This window comes from Mesorhizobium sp. Cs1299R1N3 (assembly GCF_037179625.1).
In the GTDB taxonomy this organism is placed as follows: domain Bacteria; phylum Pseudomonadota; class Alphaproteobacteria; order Rhizobiales; family Rhizobiaceae; genus Mesorhizobium; species Mesorhizobium salmacidum.
Genome location: NZ_JAPYKQ010000025.1, coordinates 17115 through 36126, shown reverse-complemented (window position 1 = coordinate 36126; position 19012 = coordinate 17115). Strand labels below are relative to the sequence as shown.

The 19012-nt window shown below is 57.6% G+C and carries 17 protein-coding genes and 2 pseudogenes; 10 read left to right on the top strand and 9 right to left on the bottom strand.

Translation table 11 applies throughout. The annotated features are described in order from the left end of the window. Window positions 1-924: 924 nt before the first annotated feature. The 7 genes from O7B34_RS29635 (at window position 925) to O7B34_RS29605 (ending at window position 8522) form a co-directional block, all read left to right on the top strand. Complete coding sequence (locus O7B34_RS29635; RefSeq protein WP_337149334.1) at window positions 925-1701, top strand: DeoR/GlpR family DNA-binding transcription regulator; 777 nt, start codon at window positions 925-927, stop codon at window positions 1699-1701. 289 nt (window positions 1702-1990) lie between these two features. Then, window positions 1991-3478, top strand: coding sequence for an ABC transporter substrate-binding protein (locus tag O7B34_RS29630; RefSeq protein ID WP_337149333.1), 1488 nt, complete (start codon window positions 1991-1993; stop codon window positions 3476-3478). 5 nt (window positions 3479-3483) lie between these two features. Next, window positions 3484-4509 (top strand): ABC transporter ATP-binding protein, encoded by a 1026-nt coding sequence (locus tag O7B34_RS29625; protein ID WP_337131041.1) that lies wholly within the window; start codon window positions 3484-3486, stop codon window positions 4507-4509. Further along, window positions 4506-5468: an ABC transporter ATP-binding protein gene (locus tag O7B34_RS29620; RefSeq protein ID WP_337143148.1), complete on the top strand. Its 963-nt coding sequence runs from the start codon at window positions 4506-4508 to the stop codon at window positions 5466-5468. Before O7B34_RS29625 ends, O7B34_RS29620 begins: the two co-directional genes overlap by 4 nt. Further along, on the top strand, window positions 5465-6409 hold the full coding sequence (locus O7B34_RS29615; RefSeq protein WP_337149332.1) for an ABC transporter permease: 945 nt from the start codon (window positions 5465-5467) through the stop codon (window positions 6407-6409). The genes O7B34_RS29620 and O7B34_RS29615 overlap by 4 nt, the downstream gene beginning before the upstream one ends. Window position 6410: 1 nt before the next feature. Then, window positions 6411-7265, top strand: a complete 855-nt coding sequence (locus tag O7B34_RS29610; protein ID WP_442921018.1) for an ABC transporter permease — start codon at window positions 6411-6413, stop codon at window positions 7263-7265. A 9-nt stretch (window positions 7266-7274) separates the two neighbouring features. Beyond that, a complete protein-coding gene (locus O7B34_RS29605; RefSeq protein WP_337131039.1) occupies window positions 7275-8522 on the top strand; it encodes an alkaline phosphatase family protein in 1248 nt (415 codons plus the stop codon). Window positions 8523-8744: 222 nt separating this feature from the next. Here O7B34_RS29605 and O7B34_RS29600 read toward each other — a convergent pair whose 3' ends face one another. The 3 genes from O7B34_RS29600 to O7B34_RS29595 all read right to left on the bottom strand — a co-directional run bounded on the left by O7B34_RS29600 (window position 8745) and on the right by O7B34_RS29595 (window position 10765). After that, window positions 8745-9188 (bottom strand): hypothetical protein, encoded by a 444-nt coding sequence (locus O7B34_RS29600; protein ID WP_337131038.1) that lies wholly within the window; start codon window positions 9186-9188, stop codon window positions 8745-8747. Window positions 9189-9368: 180 nt separating this feature from the next. After that, window positions 9369-9623, bottom strand: coding sequence for an HNH endonuclease (locus O7B34_RS32275; protein WP_442921017.1), 255 nt, complete (start codon window positions 9621-9623; stop codon window positions 9369-9371). A 170-nt stretch (window positions 9624-9793) separates the two neighbouring features. Beyond that, a complete protein-coding gene (locus tag O7B34_RS29595; protein WP_337131037.1) occupies window positions 9794-10765 on the bottom strand; it encodes a hypothetical protein in 972 nt (323 codons plus the stop codon). Window positions 10766-11506: 741 nt separating this feature from the next. Between O7B34_RS29595 and O7B34_RS29590 the strand changes: the two genes are divergently transcribed. Both O7B34_RS29590 and O7B34_RS32270 read left to right on the top strand, forming a co-directional pair. Then, on the top strand, window positions 11507-12424 hold the full coding sequence (locus O7B34_RS29590) for a Kiwa anti-phage protein KwaB-like domain-containing protein (protein WP_337143145.1): 918 nt from the start codon (window positions 11507-11509) through the stop codon (window positions 12422-12424). Between the two features lie 326 nt (window positions 12425-12750). Next, window positions 12751-13648 (top strand): annotated as a pseudogene (locus O7B34_RS32270) (DEAD/DEAH box helicase family protein); the annotation flags it as partial. A gap of 2 nt (window positions 13649-13650) precedes the next feature. Here the strand turns inward: O7B34_RS32270 and O7B34_RS29580 are convergent. From O7B34_RS29580 to O7B34_RS29565, 4 genes are all read right to left on the bottom strand, one after another. Beyond that, window positions 13651-13860 (bottom strand): hypothetical protein, encoded by a 210-nt coding sequence (locus tag O7B34_RS29580; protein ID WP_337149331.1) that lies wholly within the window; start codon window positions 13858-13860, stop codon window positions 13651-13653. A gap of 351 nt (window positions 13861-14211) precedes the next feature. Further along, a complete protein-coding gene (locus tag O7B34_RS29575; protein WP_337131032.1) occupies window positions 14212-14439 on the bottom strand; it encodes a hypothetical protein in 228 nt (75 codons plus the stop codon). 8 nt (window positions 14440-14447) lie between these two features. Then, a complete protein-coding gene (locus O7B34_RS29570) occupies window positions 14448-14693 on the bottom strand; it encodes a hypothetical protein (RefSeq protein WP_337131031.1) in 246 nt (81 codons plus the stop codon). Between the two features lie 34 nt (window positions 14694-14727). Then, a complete protein-coding gene (locus O7B34_RS29565) occupies window positions 14728-15402 on the bottom strand; it encodes a Crp/Fnr family transcriptional regulator (RefSeq protein ID WP_337149330.1) in 675 nt (224 codons plus the stop codon). 468 nt (window positions 15403-15870) lie between these two features. Between O7B34_RS29565 and O7B34_RS29560 the strand changes: the two are divergent. Further along, a pseudogene (locus O7B34_RS29560) lies at window positions 15871-16144 on the top strand (transposase); the annotation flags it as partial. 26 nt (window positions 16145-16170) lie between these two features. Here the strand turns inward: O7B34_RS29560 and asnB are convergent. Next, on the bottom strand, window positions 16171-18021 hold the full coding sequence (gene asnB / locus O7B34_RS29555; protein ID WP_337131794.1) for an asparagine synthase (glutamine-hydrolyzing): 1851 nt from the start codon (window positions 18019-18021) through the stop codon (window positions 16171-16173). A gap of 10 nt (window positions 18022-18031) precedes the next feature. Further along, window positions 18032-19006, bottom strand: coding sequence for a class I SAM-dependent methyltransferase (locus O7B34_RS29550; RefSeq protein WP_337149329.1), 975 nt, complete (start codon window positions 19004-19006; stop codon window positions 18032-18034). Window positions 19007-19012 lie beyond the last annotated feature (6 nt).

The window sequence follows — 19012 nt, the reverse complement described above, 5'->3', positions numbered from 1 at the left end:
CCTCGCCCAAAGCCGACCTTAGATCCTGCGCAACGGCAGCCGCAACAAAAAAAGCTATCCGCATTTCGATAATACTGTTGGCGCGGACGGGTCCGCAGCATTGTGAAATGGGATACGTCGGTTACTTGATTTGAGCCATGCCTCAACTCTGTGGCGAGAAGGCCGCGCCGCCCTGAGGCGGCGTCGTGCCGCTGAAGCCAGGCAGATCTTGTCACAGCGATCGCGATCTCACCCGCCAATTTCGGAATGCCTCCAGTCGAGCAGGGCCTGGTACAGCGGCTTGAATTTGATAGGCTAGGGTGCCGGGGTAGCCTTCTTCTCAATCATCCTACTGATTACGTTCCCATTTATCGTCGCGGCTGTATTTGCGTTTCCGGGGCTGTTCAATCGCAACCCAAGCGTAGCTCTCATCGTCGTGCTGTTGGCGATGTTTGGTGTGCCACTACTGTCGCAGATGTTCTTCCCAGCAATCGTCTATCATTTTGGAGTTGGTGAGCGCCGTTTCACTCGTTGGAAGGCGCTTTACGGGTTACTCTCGGAGCCATTATTCTGGGCATAGTCATAAATGTGGCGTCCGGCTACATCGCCAGCCATTTCATCTTCAGTAGGCCAGTATCGGTCAGCGTCCGTCCGCTCCGGCGCCTCGTTACCGGGCCTGGACGCCGTGTGGCGCGGGTTGAGCAACGGGTGATCGGCGGAGCTGGTCGGGGTTGAACAGCCGATCGCGCGTTGCAATGAGATTAGCGGCATAAGCCGCGGGCGCGATCTAGCCGAGCGCCGAATGTGGGCGCGGTCAGCTCAGTCTGCGGCCCGGGCGGCATGCTTTGCCGAATGACGCTACCTCCATTCAGGCCAACCTGCTCTCCACGATGGCGTTTGCGCTTCGAGCTCGCTAGTTTCGCGCAAATACCGTGAGAGGGAAGAATGTCACTTAGCCACAATCGCCACAAGAAGCTCATCGAAATGATCCAAACGGATGGCGAAGTCCGTATCCGAGATGTGATAGCGCAATTCAACATTTCTGAGGAGACCGCGCGGCGGGATATCAAACAGCTCGAGCAGGACGGCTTGGTCGTGCGCGTCCATGGTGGGGCCGTCGCCACGCAGCAGCCTAAGTTATTGGGCGTCTCGTCGCGCGCGATTTCTCAGCGTGCGGAAAAGAACGCTATTGCCGAGATAGCGCTCGGTCTTCTCAAGCCCGGGCAGAACCTCTTCTTGGGGGGCGGCAGCACGGTGCTGGCATTGGCTCGTCGCATCTCGGCTTTGCCGGAGATGCGCATCGTCACCAACATGGTCGATATAGCGATCGCAGCTGCCGACGGCCGTCGGCATCGCGTGGTCATGCTAGGCGGTGAATTCAATCCCGACTTCCGGACCGTGACAGGATTTCTTGGTCTGCGCACGCTTCGCGAACAGCAGATCGATGTTGCTTTCATCGGGGTCAACGCTGTGCATCCCACTCTAGGCGTCTTCGATCATCAACAGGTCGGGCAGGATCTCGCCGCGACACTTTGCGAACAGACGCGGAAAATCATCGTTCTCGCCGATCACACCAAATTCGGCTGGTCGGTGCGTTACCGCATCCTGCCCCATTCAGCGATTTCCTCGATCATCACCGACCGGAAGCCGGCACTGGACGTGCTGAAGCAGATCGAAGCCGCTGGTGCCCAAGTCCTATATCCGCAGCAAAAGCCGTCGTAACCCGGCATAAATGACCTTGACCCTGCTGCGGCATGCTCGCAGGAATGCGGTCGTTTCACGACAGTTTGTGAAATGCCTTTGCGCCTCCATTACAAACCCACCACAATCCGTCTTAAAGCCACACAAAACCTTCACATAACTGCGCTATGTCTCTGCCCGTCTCGGGAAGAAGCGGAGTTCGGCCGGCTTGCCGTCCCGACAACAGGAGAAGGTTTTTGATATGCAAACGACACGTCGCACATTTCTAGGCATGACGGCCCTTGCGGCTGGCGCGATGGCGTTGCCGCGCATGGCCGCAGGCGGCCAGCGACCGAGCCTCAAGATCGCCGTCCAGGATCTGCGCACCATTCTGGAACCTGTGGATAGCGCTTCCATCGCCAACGTTTCCTGGCGAGTGCAGTACAGCATTTTCGACCAGCTTCTGCGGACAGATTACAACGACAACTTCCGTCTGAATTTCGCACTCGCAAAATCCTTGAAGCAGATCGACGTGAAAACGTATGAGATCGGTTTGCGCGATAATGTGAAGTTTCATGACGGCTCCACAATGAGCGCGGATGATGTTGTCTTGTCGCTCGGGCCGGATCGGCTGCGCGGCGAAAAGGCACCAGGTGCGGCCGTGCTTGCCAATTTCCTTTCCTCACTTGCCGATGTGCAGAAGGTCGATGACCGCACTGTCCGTCTGTTGACCACGACAGAGGACCCGGTTTTCACCAACCGGCTTGGAGCATGGGGCACTCAAATCATCAGTGCCAAGGCATGGCATGCTGCAAAGAATTACGATGCATGGGCTGCAAAGCCGATCGGCACTGGTCCCTACAAGATTGGCGACGTGCGTAGCGGCGACGAGATCACGCTGGTCGCGCATGATGAGTATTGGGGCGGCCAACCGCCGTTTGCGTCGATCCGTTTCAAGCGGGTGCCGGAGATCGCCGCACGTATCGCTGGGCTGCAGGCGGGCGATTACGATATCGTCACCGACATCACCCCGGACCACATTGCGGAGATCGAAGGCGTCAAGGGCCTTTCGGTCACCGGCGTCGAAACCACATGGTTCCGCTTCCTCACATTCTCGCCACTCAAGACGCCCATTTTGAAGGACGTCAACCTGCGTCGCGCGCTTGCCTGCGCGATTGATCGAGATGCACTGGCCGACGGCCTTTGGAATGGCCGGGCGAAGGCGCTCAATGGCTGGCAATTGCCGATTTTCGGCGCCATCAATTATCCCGGGCGCAAGGGCGTGTCTTACGATCCGGCGCTGGTGAAGGAACTCCTCGCCAAGTCGTCGTACAAAGGCGAGGAAATCCCCTACCCTTCCGTCGGCACATACTATCCGATGCAGCTTGCCGATAATCAGGCACTGGTCGAAATGTGGAAAGCCGCTGGGCTCAACGTCAAGCTGATCATGTGCGAGAACTGGACGCAGGTCGACAATCTCGGCGGCATCGCGGATACGTCGGGGGGTGCCTTCTACGCCGATCCCGTCTCCATGCTTTGGCAGATTATCGGCCCGACCAATGACCTGCAGGCGGGCGGCGGCTGGACCAATGCCGAATTCAACACGCTCGGCCATGAGCTTGAAACGACGACCGATCTCGCCAAGCGCAAGGCGGCCTTCAAACGGATGCAGGACATTGTCGAGATTGAGGACCCCTGCATCACACCACTGCACTCCATGCCCTTTATCTATGGGCAGAAGTCGAATGTCAGTTGGCAGCCGAACCCATTGCCGCAAATGTATCTTGGCCCGAAGATATCGCCTGAGCCGGTGGCCTGAGCTCTATGCTGAACAAGTCTTACAAGAACAGCGCGAGCCTCGCGCTGTTGCCGGCTCATGGCGTTCCGCCCTCCTGTGCCAACCCTGCAATTAAGATTGTTGACCTGACGGTCGCTTTCGGGGGTGTGCCTGTCCTACACGGTGTCGATCTCATTGTAGGCAAAGGCGAGGCCGTTGGTATCGTCGGCGAATCCGGCTGCGGCAAGTCCGTGACCTGGCGGGCGGTGCTGGATCTATTGCCACGATCCGCCGATGTTTCGGGCGAAGCGTGGCTTGGCGACCTCGATTTGGTTGGCGCCCGGTCATCAGTTTTGGATCGCGTGCGTGGCGGGCGTATTGCCATGATCTTCCAGGATCCGGCCGGCGCCCTGAATCCGGTGCATCGCATAGGCGCGCAAATTGCTGAAGCACTTCGCCTGCATCGCGGCTTGACCGGTCCCGCCGCTCGGGCTGAGACTCGTCGACTGCTCGACCAAGTCGGCATCGCGGATGCTGCAAATAGGGTCAATGCCTATCCGCACGAGTTGTCGGGCGGCCAAAACCAACGCGTAATGATCGCCATTGCGCTTGCCGGCCGGCCCGAACTGCTGGTTGCCGACGAGCCGACGACTGCGCTCGATGCCACTGTGCAGGCGCAGATCCTGTTGCTGCTCAAGAAGATCCAGCAAGACACCGGCATGGCCTTGGTGATGATAAGCCACGATCTAGCGGCAGTAGCGGCCATCTGTGATCGGGTTTGCGTCATGTATGCCGGACGGATCGTCGAAGCCGGATCGACACTCACGCTTTTGACAGCGCCGGAGCACCCCTACACGCGCGACCTGATCGGAGCCATTCCGCCATCGTGTGGACCGCGCATACGGTTGACCGCAATAGCGGGCGCGCCACCGCAGCGACACCTGCCGCCTGGATGTGCCTACTCACCGCGATGTAGGGACGCCGTCGCTGCATGCGCCGTAGCCCGACCGCAAGCGCGGCAGGTTTCTGCCGGGCATTCCGTGCACTGCCTGAAGGCTGCAGCCGAGCGATGACCTTGCTGCGTCTCGAAAGCGTTTCCCGCCGCTTCCCGGTCGGCTCGTCGATTCTCGGACCGCGGAAATATCTCGCTGCGGTCGATGGCGTGTCGCTGAACGTCGAGGCGGGGCAAACGACCGGCATTGTTGGCGAATCTGGTTGCGGCAAATCCACCACCGGCCGGATCGCGCTCGGCTTGGATTCGCCGGACAGCGGCCGGGTGCTGTTTCAAGATTCTTTGCTGCCGCGGATCGGCAGCAAAGAGTGGCGCTCACAGCGGCGGCAGATGCAACTGGTCTTTCAGGACACGCTGGGGGCGCTCGACCGCCGCATGACGGTTGATGCCCTCATCGCCGAGCCGCTGGAGATTCACGGAGTTGGCGATGCCGCAAGCCGGCGGCAGCGGGTAAGAGAGCTGCTCCAAGCAGTGGGACTTGGCGAAGACCACCACATGCTCTACCCGCATCAGCTTTCCGGCGGCCAGCGCCAGCGCGTCGTGCTGGCGCGTGCGCTAGCACCAAAACCGTCGCTTCTGGTTTGCGACGAACCGGTCTCGGCGCTCGACGTCTCTGTACAGGCACAAATCGTCAACCTGCTGGTGGATCGTCAGCAGGAGCTTGGGCTCGGCATATTGTTTATCAGCCATGACTTGCGGATCGTGCGTCACGTCAGCGATCGCATTGCGGTGATGTATCTGGGCCGCGTCGTCGAGCAGGGGCGCGCCGACGTCATCATCGACCACCCCGCACATCCCTATACGCAGGCGCTCGTGTCGGCCATGCCAAGGCTGCCGGGCGGCTTCGACCAATATGTGCCGCTCTCGGGCGAGCCGCCGAGCGCCACCGATCGGCCTTCCGGGTGTCCGTTCAATTCACGCTGCCCACTAGCGCACGACATATGCCGACAAAGCCTGCCCGAACTCCTGCCACTGGATTCAAAACGGGAGGTCGCCTGCCATCGTGTGAGGGATCGATGACCGCGACAATCATTCGTTTTGTTGGCCCGAAAGTCTTGCGTGCCGCACTTTCGATCCTTGTTGTGGTGACCCTTACCTTCGTGGTGTTACGCGCGTCTGGAGATCCAGCCTTGCAAATTCTCGGTCCCAGCGCTCGTGCCGCCGACCTCGAAGCCTTTCGCCGGCATTGGGATCTCGATCAACCGCTTTCGGTGCAATATTGGCGCTACATCCAGGCGGCGTTTCATGGCGACTTCGGCAATTCCATGCTGGGCGGAAAGCCAGCCCTGGATATTGTGCTCGAGCGCGTGCCGTTGACATTGGCGCTGATGATCCCGTCGCTGATACTCACAATGCTGATCGGGATTCCCGTCGGCGCCTATGCCGCCATGCATCGCGACAGCTGGGTCGATCGATCGGTTATGATGCTGACCGTTCTCGGCTTCACTGTACCGAGCTTCGTGCTTGGGCTGCTCCTGATCCTGATCTTTTCGGTCACACTCGGCCTGTTCCCGTCAGGCGGCGCAGACCGGGCTGCCGGTTTTGTCCTGCCGGTTCTGACGCTCGGCATTGGCGGGGCGGCCCTTATCGCGCGTTTCACGCGCAGTGCCATGATCGAGGTTCTGTCACAGCTATACGTCGTCGCGGCCAGCGCCAAGGGCGTGACCTGGCGGCAGGTGGTTCGCCATCATGCTCTCCCGAACGCGATCATTCCTGTGCTGACGCTGTTCGGCCTGATGCTAGGGGGACAAGTTGCAGGCGCGGTCCTGGTGGAGAATGTATTCGGCTGGCCCGGCATCGGCCAGTTGCTGGTGGTCTCGGTTGCCAACCGAGACCTCGCCGTGGTTCAGGTCATCCTTCTGCTTGTGACACTAACCATGACATCGGCCAACCTCCTGATGGACCTGCTCTATGGCGTAGTTGATCCGCGCTTGCGGGCATCGTCCGCTGGATCGCATTGAGATGCCGGTCATGATGCCTAGGCTTCAGACGACTTCCTGGATGGACTTGCCGACACGCGTCGCAGCGGGCTGGGTTCTGCTCATGGTCGTGGCCGCACTCGTAGCAGCGCACATTGCCCCCTACGACATTACTGCGATCGACCTGCGCCATCGTCTGGCGCCGCCTGTGGGGTTCGGCGGGACGATGCTGCATATCCTTGGAACTGACGATCTCGGCCGTGACGTTGGCTCGCGTCTTATCTACTCGATCCGCACCAGCTTGCTGGTCACCTTCGGCGCGACCGCGATCAGCGTGTTCGTCGGCACGGCGATCGGCTTCACCGCCGCTTATTTTCGCCGGCTGGTCGAGCACGTTCTGCTCCTGATGATCGACGTCCAGGCTTCGTTACCATTTCTCATCGTGGCGCTGGCCATGCTCGCCTTTTTGGGCAATTCGCTGACGCTGTTTGTCGCCCTGATGGGGCTGTACGGCTGGGAGCGGAATGCGCGGCTTGCCCGGGGACTCGCGATGGCCGCCGGTGCGCAGGGCTATGCGAGTGCAACCCGCCAGCTCGGCGCCCACCCATTGCGCGTCTATGTTCGGCACATCCTGCCCAACAGTGCGGCAACGCTTCTGGTCGCGGCAACAGTGACATTTCCTGAAATCGTTCTCGTCGAAAGCGGGTTGTCCTTTCTCGGCCTTGGCGTCCAGCCGCCAATGAGCAGCCTGGGCGTCATGGTCGCCGCCGGCCGCGAGTATATCACCCGCGCCCCCTGGATGCTGCTCGCTCCCAGTCTCGTCATCGTGTTGACCGCCGTGGCAGTAAGCGTCCTCGGCGACTGGTTGCGCGATCAACTCGACCCGACCCTAAAATGACGGACCTTCATGCAAAGAAAGCTGATCTCCATACTCGTCGACGGCGTCAGCGCCGACACTTTCGAAGCCCATGCGCACCGCCTCCCGAACATGAGCCGTCTCGCGGCTTCTGGCCTGCGCGTTCGCCGGCTTAAATCGGCCGTGCCGGCCACCTCTGTCCCCGGCCGCGCAACCATGTTGACAGGCGTTGGACCCGAAGTGCACGGCGTCTATGGCAATCATATCTTCCGCGGTGACATCTTCATGGCGCCGCTAGCTGAGGATTTGCGGGCGCCGACTCTTGCCACCCATGCCAAGGCCGCCGGCCTGGATGTCGCGGCGATCGGCCATGCGTTGATCGCTTTGGACGATACTTCCATCTATGTCCCGCCCTGGTGGTTGCGTAGTTTCGTGACCGGTCATCGCTTCGGAAAGATGACCACTCCCGAAGCATTGGCGGCCTCGCGCGCAATCCACGATCCCGAAGATCGGCTCGCGCGCGCCGGCCTGACCGAAATGGATTGGTTCCGAGAGTCAGTTGATGACGGCGCGCCGCACCTGCTGGCCGGCCTCGCACTCGATCAGTTTCTCAATCGCGCCGTCGTGGCTCTGCTCGGCTCCGACCGGCCGCCGGATCTCGTGCTGACGGAGATCGAGATGCCGGATGCATTCCAGCATTCTCTCGGGTACGACACGCCTACTGCGATCTGGTCGATGCAGTTCGCGGATATGCTGCTGGGTAACGTCTTGGCAGTTCTCGAGCGGAACGGACGGCTCGGCGACTATGTGATCGCGATCGCCAGCGACCACGGTCACGGTCCGGTCGATACGGCGATTTTTCCAGAGGCCATTATCCCTGACATGCACTGGATGACCGAAGGCGCCAGCCTCTACGTCTCCCTCAAAACGCCCGGCGATGTTGACAGAGCCACTGAGCGACTGTCGCCCTACGGCGTCGAACTCTGGAACGATCTGCATCTACCGGAGCCACTCCGCGGGGCTGTGGCGATGTTCGTCGCGCCGCCTCGGCATTCCTTCGAGGAGCGAGCGAGGCATGCGTCCGCCCCGCTCTCTGCGACGGGCAGGCCGCGCGCCATCTCAACCCACGGTTTTCGGCCGGGCAGCCGTGAGGACGACCGAATGTTCATCCTGTCCGGCATCGGCGTTGCCCAGCGGACCGTCGACGAGGCAAATGCGGACCAGTTTGCGCCGACGCTTGCGCGCGTTCTCGGCTTGCCCCAGGCGCCGTATGCCGGGCGCTCGCTGATAGAGGATTAGAGCTCTCTATGATTTCAGAAACTATGGTCAGCCCTATCGCTACCTTCTCTTTACTGGCACACCGACCTCTACGAGGGAATGTGGGCGAGATATCCCCTGCCCTCACTTGGGCCTGTGTCGGGCGTGGAGGGCAGACCAGTCGAGCGCGCCCTTGTAGGTTGGCGCGTACATAGCTGCCACCCTGCACAGTAGAGATCAGGATAATCCTGGACCTTCGAGGGCTTAGTCGTCCTCATCCTTGGCGGGGGACAGGTCGAGCGAACTCATCAGCGGGGCGCTGTTGGCAATCGCGTTCCGGGTGGTTTGCTCGGCGGCCTCGAACATCTTGAAGAGCGCGTCGTCAGAGGTCGGCGCGTAGTCCTCCTGAATGGAATTCCTGAGTCCTGTCTCTTCCCGGAAGGCGGCAATTGCCGCTTGCAGCCGCCTAAGTTCGCTCTCCTTGTTGACGCGGCCAGCGGTTGAAAAGACCTCCCCGATAGCCCACTCGACGTTTTCCAGCGCCAACTCCAGATTTACGATGCGTCGCCGAAGCTTCCTCCGCGCACTCGCCCTCGGATTCTTTGGGTGGGCCGTGAACGTAGACGGAGGTAGGTCGGCTTCGTCGAGTTCTCGCTCCGCTTTGAACTCGGCGAGCAGCGCTTCCAAATCCAAATCGTCAGTCGCCATGGTCTCTCCTTGGTGCTTCAGGGTTCCGAATTTGGCGGCACAATTAGCCCAACTCGTTTGATTTGTAACGATCCATGTCGCGGTCCCCCGCATAGGCGATCTGGATTTTTTTTCGCGCGTCCCTATGCGGACGCCCCACGAAATCCTCGGCGGCCAGCGTGCGGAATTTTGGTCACGCGCCTATCTGCGGGCCAGTCGAGTAAAATGAGCTCCGTGGTCCCCATAGTTGCAGCGCGAACACTCGGGCTGAAGGTTCTCGATGCTATTCGTCCCACCCCGCGCCAACGGTATGATGTGGCCCTTTGTAAATGGTAGGCGCTGGGCGTTTGGACGCTCCACCTGATCCCACGTGCGGCTGCATTTCGGGCAAGCACCATAGGTTGCTGCCTTGGCAAGCCACTCCGCTTCCGTGTGAGTACCCTGTGCGCTCTTCACTCTAGCGCGATATCGAGCGGCTGCCTCGCGGTGACAATGAGCACAGTTTCCACGAGGTCGCCGCTCGAAGGAACCGCATTTTGGGCAGGCGTCAATGTCTTTGGACGTCAAGCTATTCCTCGCAAGTCGGGTGGCTGTTAAGGGCGTTATTTGTAACGCTTAGGTCTTGTTCAAAGGCCGCTGAAGAGCGGTGTGCCCTTTTTCGTGCCGTAGGTCACAACGCCTATCTCGAGGCTTTCCAAGATTTCTTTCAAAGCGGGAGGAAGGTCCTTCGGGACGACCATCATTTTCCTGAACCCCCTCTTCAGCAACCTTTCGTATACGATCAGTTGGCCGATTGCCTTGAGGTAATCAGATGAGCCCGCTGCCGTTTTAATCTCAAAAAGCCTCGGTACAGGCTCGTCGTAGGTGAACAAGTCCGGCCCCAAGGAACTTACCCGTTCGTTAGCGACCTTTACACCTTTGGCCTCCAAGGCCTGTTTTAACGCATGCCAAATTCGGGCATGAGTGCGGTCCTTCCATTTCGCGCCTTGGGGGCCAACGAGATATGGGCCAAGCGCTTCCTCAAATATCTTGGCTTGAGATGCAATCTCGACAGCCGACTGAGACTGAGCGCCGGTACTGATGCGGACCAATCGGCATGCGTCCGCAAATATTTTGGTAGAACCGACAATCGATTGCTCATTCGCATCAAGGCATGCCACTTTGTAATACTGTCGAACTTTCCCATTTGAGAAATGAACATCGACCGATGGCAAACCGTGCACTTGGACATGATCGCCTAGGTGGACGGGCATCCCTTCGATGTTTATTTCACCTGCGTGCAGAACCCACAATCGCCTCGCGCCATCATGTGCCACAAGGCCCTGGAAACGGCCCGGAAATTCTCCATCCGGCGGGTTTATTTCGACGAGAAGGTTTCTGCCCTTCCCGCTCCCGAGCCGATCACCGATCCCGTTCCAGTACCTAAAGCCTTTAGCTCTTTCCCGTCCTCCAACGCGTAGCCAGATTCCGGAGGACTCAACCCAAATCAGCCCGGAGAACCCGTGATTCAGACTGCCCAGCATAACAAAGGCCTTCTGCCACCTCTTCATCGCTGACCTGATGGTCGTTCGCGATTTAACAGCCTTGAATTCCGCCATTTTCACCCCCCAGTACGGCAATACCAGTTGTAGACATGTCTTGGCTGAGCGTCCACTGTGCCCATTCAATGCCTAGACTTCAAACGCGCCATGAGGTTCCCGGAGACGCCCATCTCGTCTACGATCCTGAACATAGAGCTAACTCATTTTTTACTGGAGGCATTATGCCGAGAGCTACCGCGGGCGAAGGGCTTGGCTTCGTCCGATTTGTTTTAGTTTGGTCGAGCTTAAGTCCGGTTTTTCTCCTGTGGGCGGTGCGGGGAGTGACTCCAATCTCTGACAGGCTGTGGATCCCCACATGCGTCTTCCTTTTCATACTGCCGACTGCAATTCTCTGTCTGGTTTTTCGAAGAGCGCGTGCAAACCAGAATGAGAAAACAATTGTTGTGGAGTCAGCGCGTGATCAGCGGGAGCACCTCCTGACGTATCTTTTTGCGATGCTCATCCCGCTATTCCAAGCCACTCTCACTGCTGTGCGTGATATTGCTGCCATATCAATTGCGTTCCTCTTTGTCATGTTTTTGTTTTGGCATATGCGCCTTCACTACATGAATCTGATTTTTGCACTCTGTGGATATCGCATATTTACTGTTGAAGCTCGGGGCGGTACTACATCCAAGGACCGAGAGGGTGAGCGACTCGTCACGTATGCAGTGATCTCTCGAAGGCATTATTTGGTGAACGGGGAGCCGCTAACCGGATACCGACTCGGGGGCAACGTACTTGTTGATAGGGCAGACGATGATTGAAGCCGAATTTAACCCCATGGCGATAGTTGCGGTAAACTTTGGAGTTACGTTGCGCAGCAATGGCAACATGCACTTTGTTCCGACCGACGCAGCAACGAAAGACACGCTGCGGACGATTTTACGAGATACGATTGATTCGTTCGAGGCAGTTCAGACGGGCTGGGAAGCTTACGATATTTCGGAAGATTATGGAGCGAAAAGGCGAATTTACGCTGAGCGAAAAAACGAGTTCATGGGTGATTTGTCAGCGATATTTGATGCTGGGGCTCTCGACGATCTTGCTAACGTCCAAGACCATATTCAGGACATGGACTACTACTTCGCTGAGTTCACAGATGATCAGGGCCGCCGTGCGATAGGGATAAAGAAGGCTACGCGCTTGAAGGGTACCATAAAGGCACGTAACCGCTTGGTACGCCTTGTAGACGACACACTCACTATGATCCAGGAGAACGTTCTTCGCCTCGACCAGGAGTTCGACGTCATCGTCACGGATGCGCACGTCTATATTTTGAACGTCGGCCCAATGGAGCAGGTGGCGAAGATTGTAGCAAACGTTGCTGCAACTGCCGCCGCAAAGGTCCAGGCTATCCACGACGCGATCACCTTTCTCGATTTATCGAGGATTGTGGAGCAAATTGGGAGCCATCCAAGAGTGGCACGTCATGCGGCCTCAGTGGCTGGGAATGCTAATCTGGCGGCATTCCAGCGTGCACCAATTGAAGCGCTCGCAGCTCAGCATGGTATTAAGTTCAAAGAGCTTGAAAATGGTCGTCTTCAATGCAGGGTACAAGACCATGCCAAACTGATTGAGCTTCTCGACGCTCGTCGATACCACCTTGATCTCACTGGCGATGGTGGCGATCCCTATCGTGCATCCGGCCGTCAGAAGGTTTCCGCGGCAGAATAGAAGCGCGAACACATAGAAGCGCGAACACGATGCGTGAAGGCTCGGCCAGATGGACCGTCCTCGCCGATTTTGCCAATTTGCCATGCGAGCGGTCAGACGCGGTTCTCTGGTACGTAAGACAGACCAGATGTTGACAATCGGCAAGACGGTTGAGCTTCTCGGTTGCCGGCCAATAGACCTGCGAGATCAAAAGCAAGAGTCCACAGGCTCGCAGTCGTGTGCGAAATTCTGGATTTCGAGCCTCGGTGAATCATAGCGCTCGCGCGGCGAATCGCGAAGCTGATTTTCGCAGGATAGAACCGCAGCTCGGGGGGCAGTGGGGGAACATGACGAACGAAGCCGACACGTGCCGAAAGTTTGTCGTGCCCAAGCTGCAATCCGCCGGTTGGGATCACGAGCCTCATTCCATCGCCGAGCAGCGGACCGTCACAGATGGCCGCGTCATCCCCGTAGGCGAAGGCTTTGTACGCAATCCGCCGAAGCGCGTTGACTACCTGCTTCGCTTTACGAGGGATTTCCCGCTTGCTGTGGTCGAGGCGAAGGCCGGTTACAAATCTGCGAGCACCGCGGTTCAGCAGGCCCGCGACTATGCGGACATCCTCGGCCTCAAATACGCCTACGCCACTAACGGCAGCGATACGCCATGGTGAGAAGCAGGCGCTTCTTTCCGGCAAGGATGGCTTCAACCGTCCGGTTGATGGCGATCTGCTGGTAGTATTATTGAGATCGATGTATTTCAAGGGGACGGAAACGCGCATCGCCGATTTCCCCACGCCTGATGATCTTTGGCGGCGCTATCAGGCGGCAGCGGGATCGAAACAGTCGAGCGCGTGAACCACCTCATCGCCCCTTACAACACGGTGGGTGGTAAGCTGCCGAGATACTGTCTATCAGGCTCTTGCCGAGGACGAGCGTCGTGCCGGGCTTTTCCGTGACTTCCGCCGGACTTTTTCGATCTCATCATCGTCGATGAATGCCCACCGAGGAAGCGCACGAGACGACAGCTCATGGCGCGTCATCCTTGAACATTTCGAGCCCAGCTATCAGCGGGGCATGACGGCCATGCCGCTACGCGAAGAAAATCGCGACACCTATCTCTATTTCGGCAATCCGATCTACGAGTACGACTGGGTACACTCCCACCCGCAAGTCAGAAGCCCGTCAACAGGTGACGGGCTTTTTGCTCTGTTTCGACAAGGCAGATGCGCTACGGCACAAGATGCACTTCACCGCCCCAGAGGTAGTTTGGAAACCGCCGCCAGTTCTTCCTCGTCTCTGATTCCGGCCTGATAGTTTGCGATTACGCGGGAGGCGAGCGCTTCATATCCCTCTGGCGATTGGCCCTCAGCTTTCAACTTCTCGAACACGCGACCTAGCAGAGCGACGTCGGAGGAATCGAAGACGCCAGCTTCTTTGGCTCTTTGATAAATTGGCATGTGCCCTCCCTCAATCGAATGCCTGAGAAATTAGTCTGACTTTGAGATTCGACGCAAAGCAAAAACGGATCGGTGCCCTACACCCCTGACTGATGGCGTAGGAGACGCTTGACAGCAGCCGCCAAGCGGAATTTGCCGGTGCCGCCCAAAAGCATTTCGGAACCAAAACAACCTCCTCATTGCAGATGCTGGCGCTTGGAAGGGAGGTATGTAATGGAAACTCCAAGGAATTTACGCGGCGATCGCGCCGGCAAGCATGGACTGTGCGGAGAAGTTCTAAACCCAACTGTTCGCACGGGAGTCTGATGATCGCCCCATGATCGCTCGAAGGACGCGCAGCCGAGCTTGCGATCAAGGTACAGCTGCGTCGAACTCAATCGCAAATCCGGCATCAATCGCGCTTCGCGCAGCGAAGTTGCCGAGCTCCCAATCCGTCAGTTCGCAAAGTGGAAAAGCTCGTCTGGTTGCCTGAATCACCTCTGCTATCGAGATGCACGGCCTGCCGATGTCCTCAATCAGCTGGCGGATGATCGCTTGGCGAACGTCCGAAGAAGCAGCCTTCTGGGCGAACGCAAGCATCCGGCCACCTAAGAATGGAGCTGGGGTGCTACGCTGTCGGCCGTCGTTTTATCGAAAGCCACAGCCACGCCGTGAACGATGGATGCTGCCGCCAACATTTCCTCTAATTGGCGGTCAGAGGTCTTACAGGTCGGCATGAGTGTTCGGATGGCGCGGATTGCTTGTGCAATCGAGAGGAAGCGAGCTTTGCCTCTGGAAAGAACATAGGCCTCGGCGGCTCTTTCAACCGTGATGGAATGAAAAGAGTTGGTCATCAAGAACACCTCCCTGAACCCAGACCAATATGATTTAGCGCCAAGATCTGACAGCCTTCAAGGGCATGTCCGATTCCGACAGTCGGCTGTTGGTGATGTCGAAGTGACGCTGCTCCTCGTCGCCATACGCGCCGTGGGTGAGTGTTATCATTCCGGTGCGGTCGACAATCGTGATCTCGCCGCGCTTGGCGTGGACCAGCCCTCGATATTCAAGCATCTGGAGAGCCGTGGTGACGCCGGGGCGTCGGGAACCAAGCATAGTGGCCATGAATTCGTGCGTCAGGTTGATTTTGTCTCCTTCGATGAGGTCGTCGACCATGAGCAACCAGCGGGCCAGCCGTTCCTCAATTGTCGATTGGCTGTTGACCAGCGCCGTTCGCGACGACTGGATCAGGAATTCGTGAGCGTAGCGAAGCAGTGACGGCTGAAGGGTCTGGCTCCCGGCAATCGCAATGCGAAGCGGTTCAACCGGCAGGGACCAGCCTTTGCTGGCGACCTGGATATAGGTTTCATTGGGAGACCTGTCCTGGCCGAGGACGACCGCAATGCCCGTCATGCCGTCATAGCCGATCAGGCCGACTTCGCTTTGCCGCCCTCCGGTCATGGCGGCGACCACCGATGCGATACCGGTCTCGGGGAAATAGACGTGCTCGATCGGCTGATATGCGATCTCTAGCCGGGCTTTGATGGCCAGTTCGACGTGATGCATCGATGGCCGTAAAAGCGCGAAATCCTCAGGCGTGAGGGTATTCAAAACATGGTTGCGAAAAGTGGATTGAGCCATGGCTCCTCTCCCTATCGGGCAAGAGCACGTATCTCTCACTGTCGGCAGCATCCGGATAAATCGGCGGCCGATGTCTGAGCCTACGCCCCCTATGCGGGTTTAGCAAATGGCCGCGCACGGCCGGTTAAGCATGGATTAACCACGACACACAGGCTAACGGATCGTGAATGAACGAACCGGATTGGCGGCGGTTAAGCTCGTGCTTTCCAAAGAGGGCCACGTTTTGTTCGCGACCGCCTTTGCTTTGCTGATCTCATTCTCGGTCAGCGTTGCCCTCATTCATGGGCCGCGCCGAACACCGCGCAAGCCATATCCACCGACCTGCAGAAGTCCATCGACGGATGGGAATTGCGTCAAACAAAATCCGACGCGCTCCCGCAACGCGACAGATGATTGCCTCGCGTTCATCCGCTTCGGACGATCCGAGCGATTGTGACCGAGGCACTTTCGGCGTTGTAGCTGGACTTCGCGGTTTTATTCGCCGATCGGGCGGCCGTCGATTCCGCCGGAGAAATTGCTCAGGGCTATGCTGCTACAGGCGTTCTATTCGATCCGCTCGGAACGGCTCCTGATGGAGCGGCTGGAATACGATCTTCTGTTCTGCTGGTTCGTCGGCATCGGCGTTGACGACGCGGCCTGGGATCACTCAGTCTTCTCGAAGAAGCAATAGCTCACATGCTGGTTCTTCCATTGTCATGAGAATGTCTCCCTGAAGAAAAGCGCAAGGTTGGCCAGAAGCCAAAACTTACGACCGAATGAATCAGAAGGTCTTTCTCGTCCGACCTCAAACCAACGCCTCAAGGCAGGCGGATCGAATAAATTCCCTAGGGGAGAGTCCTCGTGAAACAGCAGCCTTCGATATTGCGCTGCTCCCTCGCCCACCGCCCATTGGCCCAGCGGAAGCGGAAATCCCATCTTTTTCCGAGATAAAACGGACTTGGGCAAGACGCTCCGGTATTCGCTTCGTAAGGGATATTTTGAGACGTCAAGACGTTCGCTGAAGGAAGCGACCGGCTGCCAAAGTGCCTGGACGGAAGCGATTGGTGACCTCCACCTTAACCGCTGGGAGCCGGGTATTGCCATTGCGGCGGTTACAAGCTGGTGATCGGTGAAAGGAACGCGAGCTTCAATCCCAGCTACCATCGTGGTGTTGTCGACCATCTCCAGCAGCGCTGGCAGATGCGTAGAGACGAAGACACGTGATATTTTGCTAAAGAAGTCTCCTTCGGCCTCCGCAAATTGAGCCGCAAAATGATCGACGAGTTCCATCTCGTACTCCGTTCCCATCTGGCCATCGATAGCAAGCGAGCGGATCTCATCAGCCGGAAAGTACGTATAACGGTCCAAGAAAAACTGCAGCTGATTGCCATGGGCCCCAAGGCCAAGGCGCCGGCGTGCGATCTGGGCCAAGGAAGAGGGCAATGCGGCGATGAATTTGCTTCGATTGTAATCATACGGCGTCCGAAACAAGCGGCTATAGCCCGCGAAAATTTCGTCAGCACCCTCGCCGGTGAGTACGACCTTGTGCTCCTTCGAAATTGCCTTTGCGAGCGTATACATGGCGGTTTCGTTATGCATTCCAAGTGGATGTCCACGCAAACGGACCAGCTCTGCCACAGCCTCAATATCGGACGGTTCTGGAATTGGGACGACACGGTGAGTGAGCCCGAACTCAGCGGCAACCTCCATGGCATAGCCCGTCTCGTCATATTCGGAGGGCTCGACCCTGCCGGTATAGCAGATGGGATGGATTCGTGAGCGAGCGCCGGCCTCATAGGCAAGGATGCTGGAATCAAGCCCGCCGGACAACAATACGGCCACCGGGACATCAGCTACCAGCTGGCGTTGAACGGCGCTTCCGAGCAATTCCTTAATGTCGGAGTCCGGCTTCGAGCGTGAGATGCCCTCAGACAAATCCCACCAACGTTCGGACCTGTAGCGCCCGCTTCTTATCTCGAGGAGATAGCCGGGCTCTAATTTGGAAATGCCAGCGTACAGCGTGCGGGATCCTACAACTGCGCGATAGGATAGAAAGCTGAGCGCGCCGATCATATCCGGTCCGCGCATGACCCCTGGCCAGCGAATAAGAGCATTCGGCTGCGATCCAAATACGAGTCCAGTATCGCAAATCGTGTAGTAAAGTGGCTTTACGCCTAACCGGTCCCGGGCGATGAGAACAAGGCAATTTCGAGGATCGAACAGCGCAAAGGAAAATATCCCGTCTAAGCGATCCAAGAATGCTTGTCCCCACGCGATATAACCGACAATCAAGACTTCTGTATCTGACGTCGTCAAAAAACGGTAACCCAATTGCTGCAATTCTTTTTTCAACTCACGATAGTTGTATATTTCTCCATTGTACGTAATTACCACTCCGGTCTCGTTATCGCGAAGAGGTTGATTGGCTCGAGAATTAAGATCGATAACGGATAGCCGTCGATGTGCGAACGCAACCGAACGATCAATGTATAGACCTCTGGCATCTGGTCCGCGATGAGCAAGAGCGTCCGCGCAATGCTCTACCGCCTCCGCGGAGACCGGCATACCTTCCTCCTTAAGGACTATCCCGAAGATTCCGCACATTAATGTCGCTCTCATATACAAGTGATGCCGACTGCGTGCATGGCTTGTGGCCGATCATCTGGATGCAGCCATCGCCGAACCAGAACCGAGCAAGCGGATGGTCGTAATGACGGTACATGGGCGCGAGAAAGCGCCGAAGGTTGTGGAAATTTCTCGTATACCTTGAGATCCTACGAATGTTGTCGAAGCCGCACTCGACAAACCAGTCTCGGATTTGCTCCTCTGTAAATGAGAACTCGTGGTAGGTTGGCGCCTGGAAACGATCCCGAATCGTCACAAACAAATCATCGTCGAAAAGACTTCGGAAGAATTTGTTTTCGCCAGGGATATGTTCTCTTTCTTCATTCTCTTTTACGTTTAACAGCCAGTCGATGGCTTGCCGTGCGGTGGATCCATTCAGATTGGCGATCGCGCTGCGAAATTGTTCATCATTTTGGTAGAGTTCTCGCAAATGGTTGATGCATCGATAGATGACGCCGTTTGCGGTGCCCATGATGGTCAGAAAGAAGCTGCCCCCGGGACGAGTTACGCGGGCAAGTTCCTCGAAGCCTTTTTTCGGATCGCTGGTGTGCGGCAGAACCCCGGCGCAATGAACAAAATCGAACCTCCTTTCGTCGAACGGGAGATCGAGTACACTGCCGGCGACCAATTGAGAGCGTGGCCCGAAGCGGCTAAGCCGTTTGCGCGCGCAATCCATCCAATCGTCGCCCAGTTCAAGTGAGACGACGCTATGCGCTCCCTTTTCAAGAAACGCATAAGACGCGTTCGCATTCGAGCCGCAGCCCGCGTCTAAGACGTCAAGGCCGCGGAAGCTACCGGCTGCCAGGCCGAAATATTCCTCCTCAATGAGGGAGACCAGCCTGTCAAATATGTGAGGATCATTCTCCTGGTCGCGCTGATAGTGATCGAAGACAGTGCGTGTGCGGATTTCGAAAGAGCTTTCCATGCTATT

Excerpts from the sequence above, each read along its gene's own strand:
- O7B34_RS29565 (WP_337149330.1), bottom strand. The coding sequence starts at position 15,402 with ATGCATCACGTCGAACTGGCCATCAAAGCCCGGCTAGAGATCGCATAT.
- O7B34_RS29630 (WP_337149333.1), top strand. The coding sequence starts at position 1,991 with ATGGCCGCAGGCGGCCAGCGACCGAGCCTCAAGATCGCCGTCCAGGAT.
- O7B34_RS29590 (WP_337143145.1), top strand. The coding sequence starts at position 11,507 with ATGATTGAAGCCGAATTTAACCCCATGGCGATAGTTGCGGTAAACTTT.
- O7B34_RS29605 (WP_337131039.1), top strand. The coding sequence starts at position 7,275 with ATGCAAAGAAAGCTGATCTCCATACTCGTCGACGGCGTCAGCGCCGAC.
- O7B34_RS29550 (WP_337149329.1), bottom strand. The coding sequence starts at position 19,006 with ATGGAAAGCTCTTTCGAAATCCGCACACGCACTGTCTTCGATCACTAT.
- O7B34_RS29575 (WP_337131032.1), bottom strand. The coding sequence starts at position 14,439 with ATGCTTGCGTTCGCCCAGAAGGCTGCTTCTTCGGACGTTCGCCAAGCG.
- O7B34_RS29625 (WP_337131041.1), top strand. The coding sequence starts at position 3,484 with ATGCTGAACAAGTCTTACAAGAACAGCGCGAGCCTCGCGCTGTTGCCG.
- O7B34_RS29610 (WP_442921018.1), top strand. The coding sequence starts at position 6,411 with ATGCCGGTCATGATGCCTAGGCTTCAGACGACTTCCTGGATGGACTTG.
- O7B34_RS29620 (WP_337143148.1), top strand. The coding sequence starts at position 4,506 with ATGACCTTGCTGCGTCTCGAAAGCGTTTCCCGCCGCTTCCCGGTCGGC.
- asnB (WP_337131794.1), bottom strand. The coding sequence starts at position 18,021 with ATGCCGGTCTCCGCGGAGGCGGTAGAGCATTGCGCGGACGCTCTTGCT.
- O7B34_RS29580 (WP_337149331.1), bottom strand. The coding sequence starts at position 13,860 with ATGCCAATTTATCAAAGAGCCAAAGAAGCTGGCGTCTTCGATTCCTCC.
- O7B34_RS29615 (WP_337149332.1), top strand. The coding sequence starts at position 5,465 with ATGACCGCGACAATCATTCGTTTTGTTGGCCCGAAAGTCTTGCGTGCC.
- O7B34_RS29635 (WP_337149334.1), top strand. The coding sequence starts at position 925 with ATGTCACTTAGCCACAATCGCCACAAGAAGCTCATCGAAATGATCCAA.
- O7B34_RS29600 (WP_337131038.1), bottom strand. The coding sequence starts at position 9,188 with ATGGCGACTGACGATTTGGATTTGGAAGCGCTGCTCGCCGAGTTCAAA.
- O7B34_RS29595 (WP_337131037.1), bottom strand. The coding sequence starts at position 10,765 with ATGGCGGAATTCAAGGCTGTTAAATCGCGAACGACCATCAGGTCAGCG.
- O7B34_RS29570 (WP_337131031.1), bottom strand. The coding sequence starts at position 14,693 with ATGACCAACTCTTTTCATTCCATCACGGTTGAAAGAGCCGCCGAGGCC.